A 16,788-nucleotide genomic window follows, 5' to 3' on the forward strand; every position below is an offset into this window, starting at 1 on the left:
GCGTCGCATGCGGCGCCGTGGCGTGAAAAAGTAGGCGCGATGCCCAGCACAACCGACCGGCCCGACGGCTCGGAGGACCCCTTCGCGGTCGCCGAGGCGCTGCAGTCCGTCGTGCGGGAGACCGAGCCGCTGTCCCCGGGCGACCGGCCGGACCGCACCACCAGCCGAGACACCGAACCCTTCGACTTCGAGCGTTTCGACCGGGAGACCCGGGAGAGACGAGTCCGGGCGCGGGAGGCGCGGGACGGCGGTTCCCGGGCTCCCGAGCCACGGGACGCCGGACCCCCGGCCCCCGAGCAGCCGGACGCCACCACCCCGGCCGGCTCCCGGACCGCCGCCGAGCGGACTGGCACCGACCGGACCGCCGCCGAGCGGACTGGCGCCGACCGGACCGCCGCCGAGCGAGCCGGCGCCGACCGGACCGCCGCCGAGCGAGCCGGCGCCGACCGGACCGCCGCCGAGCGGAACGGCACCAGGCGGGCCGATACCGAGCCGGTCACCGACGTGCGCGAGACCGTGCTCGTCGACGACGCCGTGCTCGGCCGCCGGGAGACCGTCCGGCTGCCCTCGCAACGCCGCCCCCCGGAGAGCCGCCGCAGCAGCCGCGCGCCGCTGCCGATAGCGGTCGCCTTCGCCACCACCTGGGCGGCCCTCTTCACCTACCTGCCGGTCGCTGCGGTGATCGGTCTGGCCCGCACGCTCGAGGGCTCCGGCGGCATCGGCGGCGCCGCGCACGCCGGGCTGGCCGGGTGGATGCTCGGCCACGGCGTACCGGTCGGCACCTCGATCGGGCCACTGGCCATCACGCCCCTGCTCCTCACCGTCCTGGTGGTGTGGCGGCTGAGCGCGGCGGGACTGCACGTCACCCGCGCGATGGGTGCCCGGCACAGCGGGTCCGCCCCCCGGGCACTGCTCGTGGCGGTCGCCGTCGGCGTCACGTACTCCCTGATGGGAACGGCGGGCGCGCACCTGGTCGACGGCCGCGGCACGGAGGTCTCGGCCGTCGAGGCCGCGCTGCACTTCCTGGTCCTCGGCGTCGCCGGGGCGGGCCTCGGCTCGCTGCGCGGCACCGGCGCGGTCTCCACCCTGGCCCGCAGGCTGCACCCCATCCTGCGGCACGGCATCCGATCCGGACTGGTCGCGGCATTCCTGATCCTGGCGGCGGGCGCGGTCGCCGGCGGCCTGTCACTGGCCCTCGGCGGCGGATCGGCGGCCGAGATGATCGCCGCCTACCGCACCGGGGTCGCCGGGCAGGCCGGGATCACACTGCTGAGCATCGCGTACGCGGTGAACGCCTCAGTCTGGTCCACCGCCTACCTGCTCGGCCCGGGGTTCGCGCTCGGCACCGACTCGGCGATCCGGCTGACCGAGGTGACCGTCGGCCCGCTGCCCACCCTGCCGCTGCTGGCCGGCCTGCCACCGGGGCCGATGGGCGCGTGGGGCGCGCTGCTGCTGACCCTGCCGGTGATCGCCGGCGGCGCGGCGGGCTGGCTGCTCACCCAGCGTCTGCGGCACGGACGGCAGGGCCCCGGACGGCAGCAACGCCCGAAACGCCGTGGCGCGGAGGTCCCGGAACCGTCGTGGTCGCTGCTCGTCGGCGCGAGCCTGCTCTCCGGCCCGGTCGCGGGCGTGACGCTGGGGCTGCTCTCCTGGGCGTCCGGCGGCGCGCTGGGCGACGGCCGGCTCAGCCGGATCGGCCCCGACCCGGTCCAGGTGGGCCTGGTCGCGGCGGTGATCGCCGGAGTCGCGGTGCTGCTCGGTACGGCTTCGGCACGCCTGTTCGCCCCGGCCCGCCGCTCCTGAGACGGCGACCGGCTCACCCGTACCGGAAAAGGCCGGTGGCCCGGCGTCGTGACGACCGCCGGACCACCGCGTGCCCCGCTCCGATCAGTGCGGTCAGTTGCCGCTCTGCTGGATCTGCTGCTGCTCCTCGACCCACTTGTTGAGCTGGTCGACGTCGATGCTGCCCAGGGCGACCAGGATGATGATGCTCAGCACGAGACCGATCGCGCTGCAGATGATGCCGGCCAGCGCGACACCGTTGTTGTTGGCGTAGCCGGTCGACACCTTCTTCTTGCCCAGGAAGCCGAACACCAGGCCGATGCCACCCAGCAGGATGCCCAGGTAGGGGCAGCAGGCGGTGACGATCGAGACGATGCCCAGCACCATGCCGGTGATGCCGAAGCCGTTCTGCGGGGCGGCCGGCGGCTGGCCCATGGGCGGTCCGTATGCGGGGGGCGGGTATGCCACGGTGTGTTCCTTCCGAGTTCGCCGCGAGCGACGACGATCAAAAACAGTTTCAACTGTTCGCGCAGCGTAATAGATGCAGCCCGGTGCGGGGTGTCCCTTATTGACCCGTTGTCGGCAGCCTCACCCCGTGCCGGATAGGGTGCACAGGTGATTGACCCCGCGCCCGCCCGCCTGGTCGTCCTCATCTCCGGATCGGGCAGCAACCTGCAGGCTCTTCTCGAAGCGACCAGTGACCCGGCGTTCGGCGCCGAGGTGGTCGCCGTCGGAGCGGACCGGGACGGCATCGCCGGTCTCGAGCACGCGGCCGCGGCCGGCGTTCCCACTTTCGTGGACTCGGTGAAGGCATACCCGAGTCGCGACGACTGGGACGTGGCGCTGGCCGGTCACGTCGCCGAGCACCGCCCCGACCTGGTGATCTCGGCCGGCTTCCTGAAACTGGTCGGCAAGCGGTTCCTGGAGTCCTTCGGCGACCGCTACATCAACACGCACAACGCGCTGCTGCCGTCCTTCCCGGGCATCCACGGCCCGCGGGACGCCCTCGCGTACGGCGTCAAGGTCACCGGCGCGACGCTCTTCTTCGTCGACGCCGGCGTCGACACCGGCCCGATCATCGCCCAGACCAGCGTTCCCGTGCTCGACGGTGACACGGAGGAGACGCTGTCCGAGCGGATCAAGGTGGCCGAGCGCGCCCAGCTGGTCGAGTTCGTTGGCCGGCTGGTCCGCGAGGGCTGGACCATCGAGGACAGGAAGGTACGTATCCCGTGACCACCTCATCTGACGAGGGGCGTCGTCCGATCAAGCGGGCGCTGCTGAGCGTCTGGTACAAGGACGGCATCGTCGAGCTGGCACAGGCGCTGCACGCCGCCGGTGCGGAGATCGTCTCGACCGGGTCGACCGCGTCGACCGTGGAGAAGGCCGGTGTCCCGGTCACCCGCGTCGAGGAGCTCACCGGGTTCCCGGAGGTGCTCAGCGACCGGGTCAAGACGCTGCACCCGCGGGTGCACGCCGGTCTGCTGGCCGACCTGCGGCTGGACAGCCACGTGCAGGAGCTCGCCGGCCTGGGCATCGAGCCGTTCGACCTGCTGGTCAGCAACCTCTATCCGTTCACCGAGACGGTCGCGTCCGGCGCGGACGAAGAGGACTGCATCGCCAAGATCGACATCGGTGGCCCCGCCATGGTGCGGGCGGCGGCGAAGAACCACGCCTCGGTGGCGGTGGTGACCTCAGTCGACGCGTACCCCCTGGTGGTGGAGGCGGCCAAGAACGGCGGTTTCTCGCTGACGCAGCGCCGGGTGCTCGCCGCTCGCGCTTTCGCCGACATCGCGGAGTACGACGTCGCCGTCGCCAACTGGTGCGCCCGCACCCTGACCGACGAGGCGTGGCCGGAGTTCACCGGCATCGCGCTCAAGCGGACGTCGGTGCTGCGCTACGGGGAGAACCCGCACCAGCAGGCCGCGATCTACACCGATCCGGAGGCGCCCGCCGGGCTCGCCCAGGCGACGCAGCTGCACGGCAAGGAGATGTCCTACAACAACTACGTCGACGCGGACGCCGCCTGGCGCAGCGCGAACGACTTCACCGAACCGTGCGTGGCGATCATCAAGCACGCCAACCCGTGCGGCATCGCCGTCGGCGCGGACGTGGCCGAGGCGCACCGCAAGGCGCACGCCTGCGACCCGGTGTCGGCGTTCGGCGGCGTGGTCGCGGTCAACCGTGAGGTCACCCTGGCCCTCGCCGAGCAACTCTCCGAGATCTTCACCGAGGTCGTCGTCGCGCCGTCGTTCGAGCCGGCCGCCCTCGCCCTGTTCCAGGAGAAGAAGAACCTGCGCGTCCTGGTCGCCCCCGCGTGGAACCCGCCGGCGGCGGAGGTCAAGCAGGTCGGCGGCGGCATGCTGGTCCAGTTGGCCGACCGGATCGACGCCCAGGGCGACGACCCGTCCCAGTGGAAACTGGCCACGGGGGCCCCGGCGTCGCCCGAGGTGCTGGCCGACCTGGCGTTCGCGTGGCGGGCCATCCGCAGCGTGAAGAGCAACGCGATCCTGCTCGCCTCCGGTGGCGCGACCGTCGGTGTGGGCATGGGCCAGGTCAACCGGGTCGACTCGGCGCGCCTCGCGGTGTCCCGGGCCGGCGCCGAGCGGGCCACCGGCAGTGTCGCCGCGTCCGACGCGTTCTTCCCGTTCCCCGACGGGCTCGAGGTGCTGATCGAGGCCGGGGTGAAGGCGGTCGTCCAGCCCGGCGGTTCGATCCGCGACAACCTGGTCATCGAGGCCGCCGAGAAGGCGGGCCTGACCGTCTACTTCACGGGCACCCGCCACTTCTACCACTGAGGTCGCACGCTGCTGCCGCTGCCGTCGGGCGCCGCTGCCGCCGGGTAGTTGATCACCCAGCCCCGCGATACTGCTGCCAACAGCCCGATTCGGCAGCCGTTTCGCGGGGCTGGGTGATCGACTACCCCGTGCGGCCGGCGGCGGCCAGGGCGGCGGTGATCACCGTGACGGTGCGGGCCGGGTTGCGCAGGACATCGGGAGCGGTGAACCGCAGCACACGCCACCCGGCGAGGTGCAGCGCGTTCAGCCGCGTGGCGTCACGACGGAACCGGGCCCGCTCCCGGTGCTGGTCTCCGTCGTACTCCAGGGCCAGCCGCAGGTGCGGCCAGGCCAGGTCGACCCGGGCGACGAAGTCGCGGCCATGCCGTACCACGAATTGCGGGGTGGGTTGCGGAAGCCCGGCGTCGCTGATCAAAAGGCGCAGTCGTGTCTCCATCGGGGACTCCGACCGCCCGTCGGCGAGCCGGAGCAGATCGGGCAGCCGGTCGGTCCCGTGCCAGCCGTGACGACTCCGGAGCATGTCGCGGACCAGATCGCGATCGAGCGCCCGGCGGCGGAGAAGCGCGTCCCACACGATCAGGGCCTCCTCGCGGGGCCATCGTCGGCCGATGTCGAAGGCGGTGCGTTCCGCGGTGGTGAGGGGCAGCCCGCCGATCGCCATGACGTCACCCGGCCAGAGCGCCGTGGAATGAACCTCGATCCGCGGTATCCGTGGCGGGGTGATCTCCCGCGGGAGCACCACGGTCACCGGAGCATCCACGTCCCGCGCCGCGACACCCCACAGGGACGCAGCACTGGCGCCGCCGATCGCGGCCGGGCCGGGCAGCCGCTGCAGGGCTGCCTCGCACCAGAGCCGGTGATCCATCTCGGTCTCTCGGTGGGTGTAGACGCCGCGGAACAGGCGACGCCACGCCGGCCCGCGTAGTGTGGCCGGCGTGAGCAGTCCGGCGTCGATGGCCGCGGATCCGCGGAATACGGCTCCGGGTGGCGGCGGGCTCGGCATCGGAACAGCATCCCCGGGCGGCCAGGCCTGTGGACGGACCTGTGGATAACGCTCTGACGAGGGGAAGTTGGTCCTGAGTCAGTGGCTTAGGTCCCGTTCAGCCGACCGGTCGGTAATGCTCTGTTAACCGGCTGATACGGTCGCGAAAATATCGCCAGGAGACTGGGAGAAGAGAAGCTATGGGCAAGAAGGTAACCGTCGTAGGCGCCGGTTTCTACGGGTCCACGACCGCGCAGCGTCTCGCCGAGTACGACATCTTCGAGACCGTTGTGCTCACCGACATCATCGACGGCAAGCCGGCCGGTATCGCGCTCGACCTCAACCAGTCCCGGGCGATCGAGGGCTTCGAGTCCAAGGTCGTCGGTGCCAGCACCGGGCCGAACGGCGAGGGCTACGAGGCGATCGAGGGTTCCGACGTCGTCGTCGTGACCGCCGGTCTGCCGCGTAAGCCGGGCATGAGCCGGATGGACCTGCTCGAGGTCAACGCCAAGATCGTCCGCCAGGTCGCGGAGAACATCAAGAAGTACGCGCCGAACGCCGTCGTGATCGTCGTGTCGAACCCGGTCGACGAGATGACCGCGCTGGCCCAGCTCGCCACCCAGTTCCCCAAGAACCAGGTGTTCGGCCAGGCCGGTGTGCTCGACACCGCGCGTTTCACGAACTTCATCGCCGAGGAGCTCGGCGTTCCGGTCGCGAGCGTCAAGGCGCTCACGCTCGGTTCGCACGGCGACACCATGGTCCCGGTCCCGTCGCGCTGCACGGTGGACGGCAAGCCGCTGTCCGAGCTGCTCCCGGCTGACAAGATCGAGGAGCTGGTCGTCCGGACCCGGAACGGCGGCGCCGAGGTGGTCGCGCTGCTCAAGACCGGTTCGGCGTACTACGCCCCGTCCGCTGCGGCGGCACGGATGGCGAAGGCCGTGGCCGAGGACTCCGGTGTGGTCCTGCCGGTCTGTGCCTGGGTCGACGGCGAGTACGGCATCTCCGGCGTCTACCTGGGCGTCGAGGCCGAGCTGGGCGCGCAGGGCATCCGCAAGGTCGTCGAGGACAAGCTCACCGACAGCGAGGTCGCGGGTCTGAAGGCGGCTGCGGAGGCGGTTCGCGCCAAGCAGGCCGACGTGGCGAACCTCTGACGAGGTCGCGCGAGATCTGATCGGGAGAGGCCGGGGCACGTGAGCCCCGGCCTTCCTCGTCCTGTACGCCCACTCCTCACTCAACCGCAGCCACCCATGCTCCGGACCTACCCACGGAGTGGCGGGTGTGAGTCCTCATGGTCGTCGATCGCGTGGACCGGGCCGTCGACGCGGCTGGACGATGTCTCCGGCGCCGATGAGTGGCGGCCCGGCAAGGGGGCGGCCACCGAGGCGGTGCCGGCAAGGAGCGGGCGACGACTGATCGATAGTGGCATATCTCGATGCCGCTATCGCTTGGTCGCGGCACTCCCGGCGGCGCTGACCAGGGTGGCGACCGCCTTCTGAAGCTTATCGGCCCGCCGGTACGGGCAACCCTGCGAAGGTGGAGGGTGGCGCCTGGCCGGGGTCGGTCGGCGATCTTCAACGGACGGGCAGTACGCTCGTACTGCTACAGCGAGTGTTTCGGGAGAGGAGCGCCGGCGGATGGCGAAAATCAAGGTCAAGAACCCGGTCGTCGAGATCGACGGCGACGAGATGACCCGGATCATCTGGAAGCAGATCCGTGAGCAGCTGATCCTGCCCTACCTCGACGTCGAGCTGGAGTACTACGACCTCTCGATCCAGTACCGGGACGAGACCGACGACCAGGTGACGATCGACGCGGCCAACGCGATCAAGCGCCACGGCGTCGGCGTCAAGTGCGCCACCATCACGCCGGACGAGGCCCGGGTCGAGGAGTTCGGCCTGAAGAAGATGTGGCGTTCGCCGAACGGCACGATCCGCAACATCCTCGGCGGCGTCGTGTTCCGCGAGCCGATCATCATGAGCAACGTGCCGCGTCTGGTGCCGAGCTGGACCAAGCCGATCATCATCGGCCGGCACGCCCACGGCGACCAGTACAAGGCGACCGACTTCGTCGCGCCCAGCGCCGGCAAGATGACCGTCACGTTCACCCCGGCCGACGGTTCCGAGCCGATGGAGTTCCTGGTCTCGGACTTCCCGGCCGGCGGCGTCGGCATGGCGATGTACAACTACGACGAGTCGATCCGCGACTTCGCGCGCGCCTCGTTCCGGTACGGCCTGGCCCGCAACTACCCGGTCTACCTCTCCACCAAGAACACCATCCTGAAGGCCTACGACGGCCGCTTCAAGGACCTGTTCGCGGAGGTCTTCGAGGCCGAGTTCGCCGAGGCGTTCAAGGAGGCCGGCCTCATCTACGAGCACCGGCTGATCGACGACATGGTCGCCGCCGCGATGAAGTGGGAGGGCGGCTACGTCTGGGCCTGCAAGAACTACGACGGTGACGTGCAGTCCGACACCGTCGCGCAGGGCTTCGGCTCGCTCGGCCTGATGACCAGCGTGCTGATGACCCCGGACGGCCAGAGCGTCGAGGCCGAGGCCGCGCACGGCACCGTCACCCGGCACTACCGGCAGTGGCAGAAGGGCGAGAAGACGTCGACGAACCCGATCGCGTCGATCTTCGCCTGGACCGGTGGCCTCAAGCACCGTGGCAAGCTGGACGGGACCCCCGAGGTCACCAAGTTCGCCGAGACGCTGGAGCAGGTCTGCATCGAGACCGTCGAGGGCGGTCAGATGACGAAGGACCTCGCGCTGCTGATCTCCAAGGACGCGCCGTGGCTGACGACCGACGAGTTCATGAACGCGCTCGACGAGAACCTGGCGCGTAAGCTCGCCGCCTGATCTCACATCGATAAAGGCCCGCCGGGGAACCGGTGGGCCTTTTGTCGTGAACGGGACCTACGTCAGTTGAGATAGTGCCTTTACGCAGCGTGCGCGAACTGCTAGGCCGCGAAGGATGGGGATTGAGCGGGAGAACCCGCGAAGCCCTACCGAGGAGTGGCAGTGGCAGTGGCGGAGAAGGAGCAGGTGTCGATCGACACCCTGGTGGTGAACGCGACGAAGGCGCTCGCTGATTACGCGGAGTACACCCAGGAACAGATCGACCACATCGTCGGCAAGGCCTCGGTGGCGGCGCTGAACAAGCACGGGCACCTTGCCCGGCTGGCGGTCGAGGAGACCGGCCGCGGTGTCTTCGAGGACAAGGCCGTCAAGAACATCTTCGCCTGTGAGCACGTCACGAACAGCATGGCGGGGATGAAGACGGTCGGCGTGATCTACCGCGACGACGTCGACGGGATCACCGAGATCGCCGATCCGGTCGGAGTGGTCTGCGCGGTCACCCCGGTCACCAATCCGACCTCGACCACGATCTTCAAGGCGCTGCTGGCGTTGAAGACCCGCAACCCGATCATCTTCGCCTTCCACCCCAGCGCGCAGCGGTGCAGTGCCGAGGCGGCCGCGGTGGTGCGGGACGCGGCGATCGCGGCCGGTGCGCCGGAGAACTGCGTGCAGTGGGTCGAAACGCCGTCACTGGCGGCGACCGGTGAACTGATGAACCATGCCGGGGTGGCGACGATCCTGGCCACCGGCGGCAACGCGATGGTGCGCGCCGCGTACTCGACGGGGAAGCCGGCGCTGGGCGTCGGGGCCGGCAACGTCCCGGCCTACGTCCACCCCTCCGCGGACGTGGTCCGCGCCGCGCACGACATCGTGCTCTCCAAGACCTTCGACAACGGCATGATCTGCGCGTCCGAGCAGGCCGTCATCCTGGACACGAAGATCGCCGCGCAGGCGCTGAAGGAGTTCAAGCGGCTGCACGGCTACGTCGTGTCGGCCAAGGAGAAGAAGCTCCTGCAGGACTTCATCTTCCCGCCGGACGGCGACGGCAAGGACTGCGTCGGCGAGAAGCTCAACGCCACGGTGGTCGGCCAGTCGCCGGTGTGGATCGCCGAGCAGGCCGGGTTCAGTGTCCCCGCGGACACCTCGATCCTGCTGGCCGAGATCGCCGAGGTCGGGCCGGCCGAGCCGCTGTCCCGGGAGAAGCTCTGCCCGGTTCTGGCCGTTCTGAAGGCCAAGGACGAGGACCAGGGCATCCTGTACGCCGAGCAGATGGTCGAGTTCCACGGCCTCGGCCACAGTGCCGTCGTGCACGCGAAGGACGCGGCGTTCTCGGAGCGGTTCGGCATGCGGATGAAGGCCGTCCGGATCATCTGGAACGCGCCGGCGTCGCAGGGCGGCATCGGCGACATCTACAACGGATTCCGGCCGTCGCTGACCCTCGGCTGCGGCAGTTACGGGCACACCTCGGTCTCCGACAACGTGTCCGCCCTGAACCTGCTCAACATCAAGCGCATCGGCCGTAGGACGAACAACATGCAGTGGTTCAAGGTGCCGGCGAAGATGTACTTCGAGCCGCACGCCATCCGATACTTCCGTGACATGCCGGGCGTCTCCCGGGTCACCATCGTCACCGACCACACCATGACCAAGCTCGGGTACGTGGACCGGATCAGCACCGTGCTGCGCGAGCGTCCCGACCCGGTGACGATCCAGGTCATCGACAACGTCGAGCCGGAACCCAGCATCGACACCGTGCAGAACGGCGCGGCGCTGATGCGCTCGTTCCGTCCGGACACCATCATCGCGCTCGGCGGTGGCTCGCCGATGGACGCGGCGAAGGTGATGTGGCTGCTCTACGAGCACCCGGACGTCGACTTCGCGGACATGCGGGAGAAGTTCTTCGACGTCCGCAAGCGGGCCTTCAAGTTCCCGACGCTGGGCAACCTGGCGAAGCTGGCCTGCGTGCCCACCACCTCGGGTACGGGTGCGGAGGTCACCCCGTTCGCGGTCATCACCGACACCGCGACCGGTCAGAAGTACCCGCTCGCCGACTACGCGCTCACCCCGAGCGTGGCGATCATCGACCCGCATCTGACCAAGGACCTGCCGGCCGTGGTCACCGCGGACAGCGGCTTCGACGCGCTGACCCACGCCACCGAGGCGTACGTGTCGGTGTACGCCAGCGACTTCACCGACGGGCTGGCGCTGCACGCCATCAAGCTGATCTTCAGCAATCTGGAACGGGCGGTGAAGCAGGGCGGCGCCGACCCGCTGGCCCGGGAGAAGATGCACAACGCCGGGACGATCGCCGGCATGTCGTTCGGCAACGCGTTCCTCGGCATCGTGCACGCCATGGCGCACACCCTCGGCGCGACCTTCCACGTGGCGCACGGCCGGACCAATGCGATCCTGCTGCCGCACGTGATCCGGCACAACGGCACCGTCCCGGCGAAGCTGAACAGCTGGCCCAAGTACGAGCGGTACGTGGCCCCGGAACGTTTCCAGGACATCGCCCGGCACCTGGGGCTGCCCGCCGAGACCCCGGAGCAGGGCGTCGAGTCGTACGCCCAGGCGGTCGAGCGCCTGCGGGACGCGGTCGGGATCCCGTCGTCGTTCAAGGGCGCCGGCGTGGAGGAGCGGGAGTTCCTGGACGCGCTGCCGCAGCAGGCGATGAACGCCTACCTCGACCAGTGCGCGCCGGCCAACCCGCGGATGCCGATGCTGGCCGACCTCGAGCGGATCATGAAGAACGCCTACTTCGGCGGCTGACCCCACCGCGTTGACTTCAGGCGCCCAAATTCAACACACCCACCGCGGTGTGTTGAATTCGGGCGCCCACGCCGCCCGAATTCGACACAGGCAGTGGGGTGTGTTGAGTTTGGGCGCTCACGCCGCCCGAATTCAACACAGGCAGTGGGGTGTGTTGAGTTTGGGCGCTCACGCCGCCCGAATTCAACACAGGCAGTGGGGTGTGTTGAGTTTGGGCGTCCAGTGCGCCCGAATTCGACACAGGCAGTGGGGTGTGTTGACTTCGGGCGCGTAGGACGCCTGAAGTCAACACACCGTTTGGGGGTTCAGACGGCGTCACGCAGCAACTGGGCGGCGTTCTCCGGGACGATGTCGTTGACGAACGCGCCCATCGCCGACTCCGACCCGGCCAGGAACTTCAGCTTGTCCGCCGCGCGGCGGATGCTGAACAGCTGCAGGTGCAGGTAACCCAGCTCGCGGCCCTCGCCGACCACGGCCTGGTGCCACGCCGAGATGTACGGCATCGGCTTGCCGAACAGCCCGTCGAAGCGGTGCAGCAGGTCGAGGTAGAGCGGGCCGAACGCGTCCCGCTCGGCGTCGGTCAGCGCGGGCAGGTCCGGCACCTGACGGTGCGGGGCCAGGTGCACCTCGAACGGCCAGCGGGCGGCGGCCGGCACGTACGCCGTCCAGTGCTCGTTGGAGGCGACCACCCGGACCTTGGCGGTCTGCTCGGCGGCGAGGACGTCGGCGTACAGGTTGCGCCCGCCGGTCTTCTCCGCGTGTGCCCGCGCGGCCCGCAGCATGGCGGCCGTCTTCGGGGTGACCGTCGGGTAGGCGTAGATCTGGCCGTGCGGGTGGTGCAGCGTCACGCCGATCTCGACGCCACGGTTCTCGAACGGGAAGACCTGCGCGACGCCGGGCATCGTGGAGATCTCCGCGGTCCGGTCGGCGAGGGCGTCGATCACGGTGCGGACGCGCGACGGCGGCAGCGAACCGAACGCGGCGTTGTGGTCGCTGGTGAAGCAGACCACCTCGCAGCGCCCCTGACCCGGGCGGACCGGCACCAGCTCGGTCACCTGGGTCAGTTCGTTCGCCACGATCCGGTCGCTGAACGACGGGAACTGGTTCTCGAAGACCGCCACGTCGTAGCTCGGTGCCGGGATCTCACTGGCGAACCGCTCGGTCGTCGGGCAGAGCGGGCAGGCGTCCGACGGCGGCAGGAAGGTCCGGGTGTTGCGGTGCGCGGCGATCGCGACCCACTCGTCGACCAGCGGGTCGTACCGCAGCTGCGAGGCGGGCGGCGGTGGGGGCAGTTGGCGGGTGTCCGCGAACGAGGCCCGGCCGCTGTCCGGCGTCTCGTCGAAATAGATCAGTTCTCGGCCGTCCGAGAGACGTACGGCCGAGCGGGTCGGGGTCACTGGGGGTTCACCACCACGAGTTCGGGAACAGTTTCCGAGAGTAGAGCGCGAGCGTCGTCGTCCACGCCGGTATCGGTGATCAGGACGTCGGCACGGTCGAGGGAGACGATCGAGGAGATGCCGACCGTGCCCCATTTGGTGTGGTCGGCCAGCACGACGAGACGCTCGGCGGCTTCCACCAGGGCACGGTTGACGTCCGCCTCCATCAGGTTGGGCGTGGTGTACCCGGCGCGCTCGCTCATGCCGTGCACGCCCAGGAACAGCACGTCCAGGTGGAGGGTGCCGATTGCGGCCACCGCCACCGGTCCGACGAGCGCGTCCGACGGTGTCCGTGTGCCGCCGGTGAGCACCACGGTCTGGTCCGGGCGGCCGGCCCGGTAGAAGACGTCGGCGACCGGGATCGAGTTGGTCACCACGGTCAGTGAGGGGACGTCGACGAGACGCTGGGCCAGCTCGGCGGTGGTGGTGCCGGCGGAGAGCGCGATGGCGTCGCCGGGCGAGACGAACGAGGCGGCGCGCATGGCGATCGCCGTCTTCTCGTCGCGCTGGCGCACCGACTTGGCGGCGAAGCCGGGCTCGTGCGCGGAACCGGGGTTGACGGTGGTCGCGCCGCCGTGCACCTTGGCCAGCAGGCCCCGGTCGGCCAGGGCCTCCAGGTCGCGGCGGATCGTCATGTCGGAGACGCCGTACTCGGTGGCGAGCTCGCTGACGCGGACGCCGCCGGTGGCGCGGACCCGGTCGAGGATCGATGCCTGACGCTGCTGAGCGAGCATCAGGGTTCCACCACATTCGTTGGGGGGAACCGCACTAATTCGAACACACTCGAACACTACCTCCTCGGGAGGCGTGTTCGGAAGGGTGAGTTCAGATACCCCGGCCCCGCTTGTGCAGGGCGGAGAGCACGTTCTCCACCTTCACCGCACCGGTGATCGCGGCCAGGGCGATCGCGGTCCGCGGCTCCTTCCAGTTGGCCCGCACCGCCTCCTTGCTGTACCGCCAGGCCTGACTGCGGTTGCCGGTCGCCGCCGACCAGCACGCCAGCTGCCCGTACACCCGGGCCGCGCCGGGACGGCAGCCGCTGATCTCCGGGTGCCGTTGCATCATCCACCGCAACGAGGAGATCTTGGTGGCGTACTCGTACGCGTAATGCGAGGTACGCCCCCACAGCACCTGGACCAGCGGTTCGTCCAGGTGCACGATCGGCGCCCGGCGCGCCGCCCGCAGCAGCAGATCCCAGTCCTCGTTCTGGCTGCCCGGCGCGTCCTCGGCGACCAGCCCCATCGCGTCCTCGGCCAGCGCCTCCCGCCGGATCAGGAACGACGACGAATGCAGCATCGCCATCCGGGACCGGGCCAGATGATCCACGGTGACCCGGTTCGCGCCGGCCAGCCGGGGCGTGGTGTGCCCCTCGTACTCCACCTCGATCGCGCAGGTGGCGAACTCGGCGTCCGGCTCGGCCAGCAGGGCGGCGACCTGGCGGCGCAGCTTGTCCGGCAGCCAGCGGTCGTCGTCGTCGCAGAACGCCACCAGCTCGGTGCCGAGTGCCAGCACCCCGGAGTTGCGGGCCCCGGCCAGGCCGGACGCGCGCCAGTTGGTCAGCACCAGCACCGGCACGCCGTCGGTGGAGGCCAGCAGGTAGTCCGGCTCGGTCTGGTCGTACACCACGACGACCTTCATCTCACCCGGATAGCGCTGCTCGCGGACCGCGGCGATGGCCCGGCGGACCAGCTCGGGACGGTTCCGGGTCGGGATGACGATCCCGACGGACGGCCAGTTCATCGTGCCTCCGGGTTGAGGGGGTAGCCGTACGCGTGCAGCAGCGGACTACAGACCGCGCCGACCAGCCGCCGCTGCGACCTCGGCAGCGCGTGGACCCAGGCGTCGTCGCGGCGCAGTGCCAGCCGTCCGACGGTGAAGCGCATCGGGTTGCCGGCCGCACTGTGCCCGGCCCGCAGATCGGCGTGCCCGGCCCGGAGGAAGTCCAGGTCAGCCGTGTGCAGGGTGAGGCCGGCGAAGTCGGCGAGCCGGATCAGCCCGGCCCGGGGCGAGGCGAGGAACTCCTCGTAGCGGATCCGGCGCACCGGCACGCCCCGCCGCGCGAGCAGCCCGAAGGCGGCGTTGTGCGCGTTCCAGAGCAGTGCCGAGCGGCCGGGGGAGTAGCGGGTCATCTCGCCCGCGCCGTCGGTCTCCGGCCGGGCCACCCGCTTGGTCCACGAGTACGCGACCCCGCGGGCGTCGCGCACCATGTGCACCACCCGCAGGTCGATGTCGGGTGCCCAGCGCAGCACGTGGGCCAGGGCCGAGTGCTTCGACGAGTCGATCACCACCGGTGCGCCGGAGACCTCGGCGGCGGCGGCGTAGACCCGGGCGTAGTAGGAGGCGTACTCGGTGACCGCGGAGCCGGGCGCGGTGGTGGTGGCCAGGCGCGGGATGTGCCGGGTGCGTTCCACCGCGTCGCGCAGGGCGTGCACCCGGTCGACGTCGACCTTGTCCCAGCCGCCGAAGGCCCGCTCGCCGATCTTGCGCCAGAAGTCGCAGCCGGAGAACCGTTCGCCGCAGCCGCACCGCTCGTCGTCGCGGATGTCGCGCTGCCAGAGGTGGACGACCTCGCCCAGGGCACACATCCCGGGGAGCTCTCCGAGCAGACGTTCGACGAGCGTTGTCCCGCTTCGCCCCAATCCGCCCAAAAAAAGCACCCGTGCCACTTTGCTCACCTTCGCTCGTTTCGCTCTGGTAACGAGCGAAGAGCGCAAAAGGAGGCGTTAGATAATGATCGAGGCTTTCGACCGTGTTCGGCTGGACGGTACGGGCATCGACCGGATCACCGAGGAGGAGGTCGTGGCCGTGGTCCGGGACGCCCTCGCCCACCGGCGGGGCGGGCGGATCATCACCCCGAACGTCGACATCCTGCGCCGTGCGGCGGCCGACCCCCGGATCCGCCGGCACCTCGACGACGCCGACCTCATCGTCGCCGACGGCATGCCGCTGGTCTGGGCCAGCCGGCTCGGCGGCTCACCGCTGCCCGGACGGGTGGCCGGCAGCGACCTGATCTGGTCCCTCTCCGCGGGCCTCGGCCGCGACGGCCGGTCGATCTTCATCGTCGGCGGCACCCCGGAGAAACCCGGACCGGACGGCGCGACCAGGGCGGCCGCACGTCTGGCGGCCGCGTCTCCCGGTCTGCGGATCGCCGGAGCGACCAGCCCGGAGTACGGGTTCGAGCGCGACGAGGACGCCTATGCGCGGTTCCGCGCGACGGTGATCGACGCGAAGCCGGACCTGGTCTTCGTCTGCCTCGGGTTCCCGAAGCAGGAGGAGGTGATCGAGCGGCTCCGCCCGGAACTGCCGGAGACCTGGTTCATCGGCCTCGGCGCCTCGGTGAACTTCGTCGCCGGTGACGTCTCGCGGGCGCCGCGCTGGATGCAGCGGTCCGGTCTGGAGTGGGCGCACCGCCTCGGCTCCGAACCGCGCCGGCTGGCCGGACGCTATCTGCGGCACGACGCGCCGTACGCCCTGCGGCTGCTCGCCACCGCCCCCGTCGCCCGGGTCACCGACCGCCCCTGATCGGTCCTGCCCCGACCAGCCGGCCCGGGTCACCGGGCGTGCCTCGCCCGCCGCCGGGGGAAGCCGCGGAAACCGGCACAGCGCGGGGCCGCGCCGGCCGGGCGTTCCGGCCGGCCGATCGTCGGCTGCGGGCAGGCGGCCGACTCGTAGTCCTCCTGCCAGGGGAAGTGATCCCACGGGTCGGGCCAGACGATCTGCCGCAGCCGGACCCGGGGCCCGCCGTAACGCGCCACGGCGGCGCCCGGGAACAGCAGATCGGTCGGCTCCCCGGCCACGATCACCACGTCGTGGCCCTCGAGCAGATCGCCGACGCGCTGGCCGTGGCGCAGCCGCACGCCGTCCTCGGTGAGGCGGGTGGCCAGCTCGTTGAGCAGCGCCTGACCGGTCTCCGGCGGCAGCCCGGCAACGGTCAGCTCGGGCAGCCCGGCCTCGGTCAGGCCAACCGTGTAGGCGAAGGGCATCGCGTCGTCGGGGTCGTCGAGGTCGGGCAGCACGTGCACCACCGCCCAGCCGAACTGCTCGATGATCTCGCTCTGGCGCTGGAAGAAGTCGTCGCGGAAGGACATCGGTGGCACCCCCGGAGTCGGTGCGGTCGGTCGGACGAACCCACTATGGAACACGTGTACGACACTTTTCCGCTGCCGGTGGCC

At 70.4% G+C, this 16,788-nt stretch carries 14 protein-coding genes; 7 read left to right on the forward strand and 7 right to left on the reverse strand.

Going from position 1 to position 16,788, the window contains the following annotated elements; all coding sequences use genetic code 11:
* Positions 1–39: 39 nt before the first annotated feature.
* Positions 40–1,803 carry a cell division protein PerM gene (locus WH85_RS53845; RefSeq protein ID WP_211275497.1) on the forward strand — a complete coding sequence of 588 codons (1,764 nt, stop codon included), beginning with the start codon at positions 40–42 and terminating at the stop codon, positions 1,801–1,803.
* A 93-nt stretch (positions 1,804–1,896) separates the two neighbouring features.
* On the opposite strand, the gene WH85_RS30650 is transcribed toward WH85_RS53845, so the two are convergent.
* Entirely contained in the window at positions 1,897–2,217 is a 321-nt protein-coding gene (locus tag WH85_RS30650) for a DUF4190 domain-containing protein (RefSeq protein WP_045745527.1), read from the reverse strand.
* 180 nt (positions 2,218–2,397) lie between these two features.
* Here WH85_RS30650 and purN point away from each other — a divergent pair, with 180 nt between their 5' ends.
* Positions 2,398–3,015: a phosphoribosylglycinamide formyltransferase gene (gene purN / locus WH85_RS30655; RefSeq protein WP_045745528.1), complete on the forward strand. Its 618-nt coding sequence runs from the start codon at positions 2,398–2,400 to the stop codon at positions 3,013–3,015.
* Positions 3,012–4,577 (forward strand): bifunctional phosphoribosylaminoimidazolecarboxamide formyltransferase/IMP cyclohydrolase, encoded by a 1,566-nt coding sequence (gene purH / locus WH85_RS30660; RefSeq protein ID WP_045745529.1) that lies wholly within the window; start codon positions 3,012–3,014, stop codon positions 4,575–4,577. Before purN ends, purH begins: the two co-directional genes overlap by 4 nt.
* Positions 4,578–4,698: 121 nt before the next feature.
* Here the strand turns inward: purH and WH85_RS30665 are convergent, their stop codons facing one another.
* Positions 4,699–5,580 (reverse strand): endonuclease domain-containing protein, encoded by an 882-nt coding sequence (locus WH85_RS30665; protein WP_045745530.1) that lies wholly within the window; start codon positions 5,578–5,580, stop codon positions 4,699–4,701.
* Between the two features lie 179 nt (positions 5,581–5,759).
* On the opposite strand from WH85_RS30665, the gene mdh reads away from it, so the two are divergent.
* The 3 genes from mdh (at position 5,760) to adhE (ending at position 11,180) form a co-directional block, all read left to right on the forward strand.
* Complete coding sequence (mdh, locus tag WH85_RS30670; RefSeq protein WP_045745531.1) at positions 5,760–6,710, forward strand: malate dehydrogenase; 951 nt, start codon at positions 5,760–5,762, stop codon at positions 6,708–6,710.
* 483 nt (positions 6,711–7,193) lie between these two features.
* Positions 7,194–8,411: an NADP-dependent isocitrate dehydrogenase gene (locus WH85_RS30675; RefSeq protein WP_045745532.1), complete on the forward strand. Its 1,218-nt coding sequence runs from the start codon at positions 7,194–7,196 to the stop codon at positions 8,409–8,411.
* 162 nt (positions 8,412–8,573) lie between these two features.
* Positions 8,574–11,180, forward strand: a complete 2,607-nt coding sequence (gene adhE, locus WH85_RS30680; protein ID WP_281179103.1) for a bifunctional acetaldehyde-CoA/alcohol dehydrogenase — start codon at positions 8,574–8,576, stop codon at positions 11,178–11,180.
* Positions 11,181–11,485: 305 nt separating this feature from the next.
* Here the strand turns inward: adhE and galT are convergent, their stop codons facing one another.
* From galT to WH85_RS30700, 4 genes are all read right to left on the reverse strand, one after another.
* Positions 11,486–12,577, reverse strand: coding sequence for a galactose-1-phosphate uridylyltransferase (gene galT / locus WH85_RS30685; protein WP_045745534.1), 1,092 nt, complete (start codon positions 12,575–12,577; stop codon positions 11,486–11,488).
* On the reverse strand, positions 12,574–13,350 hold the full coding sequence (locus WH85_RS30690; RefSeq protein WP_045745535.1) for a DeoR/GlpR family DNA-binding transcription regulator: 777 nt from the start codon (positions 13,348–13,350) through the stop codon (positions 12,574–12,576). Before WH85_RS30690 ends, galT begins: the two co-directional genes overlap by 4 nt.
* Before the next feature lie 91 nt (positions 13,351–13,441).
* A complete protein-coding gene (locus tag WH85_RS30695; RefSeq protein ID WP_045745536.1) occupies positions 13,442–14,356 on the reverse strand; it encodes a glycosyltransferase family 2 protein in 915 nt (304 codons plus the stop codon).
* A complete protein-coding gene (locus WH85_RS30700) occupies positions 14,353–15,282 on the reverse strand; it encodes a sulfotransferase (protein WP_045745537.1) in 930 nt (309 codons plus the stop codon). Before WH85_RS30700 ends, WH85_RS30695 begins: the two co-directional genes overlap by 4 nt.
* 64 nt (positions 15,283–15,346) lie before the next feature.
* On the opposite strand from WH85_RS30700, the gene WH85_RS30705 reads away from it, so the two are divergent.
* Positions 15,347–16,138, forward strand: coding sequence for a WecB/TagA/CpsF family glycosyltransferase (locus tag WH85_RS30705; RefSeq protein ID WP_045745538.1), 792 nt, complete (start codon positions 15,347–15,349; stop codon positions 16,136–16,138).
* 29 nt (positions 16,139–16,167) lie between these two features.
* On the opposite strand, the gene WH85_RS30710 is transcribed toward WH85_RS30705, so the two are convergent.
* The gene (locus tag WH85_RS30710; RefSeq protein ID WP_063775561.1) at positions 16,168–16,704 is read right to left on the reverse strand and encodes a DUF4262 domain-containing protein; all 537 of its coding nucleotides are present in this window, start codon (positions 16,702–16,704) and stop codon (positions 16,168–16,170) included.
* Positions 16,705–16,788 lie beyond the last annotated feature (84 nt).

The organism is Actinoplanes rectilineatus (assembly GCF_000962825.1).
GTDB lineage: Bacteria > Actinomycetota > Actinomycetes > Mycobacteriales > Micromonosporaceae > Actinoplanes > Actinoplanes rectilineatus.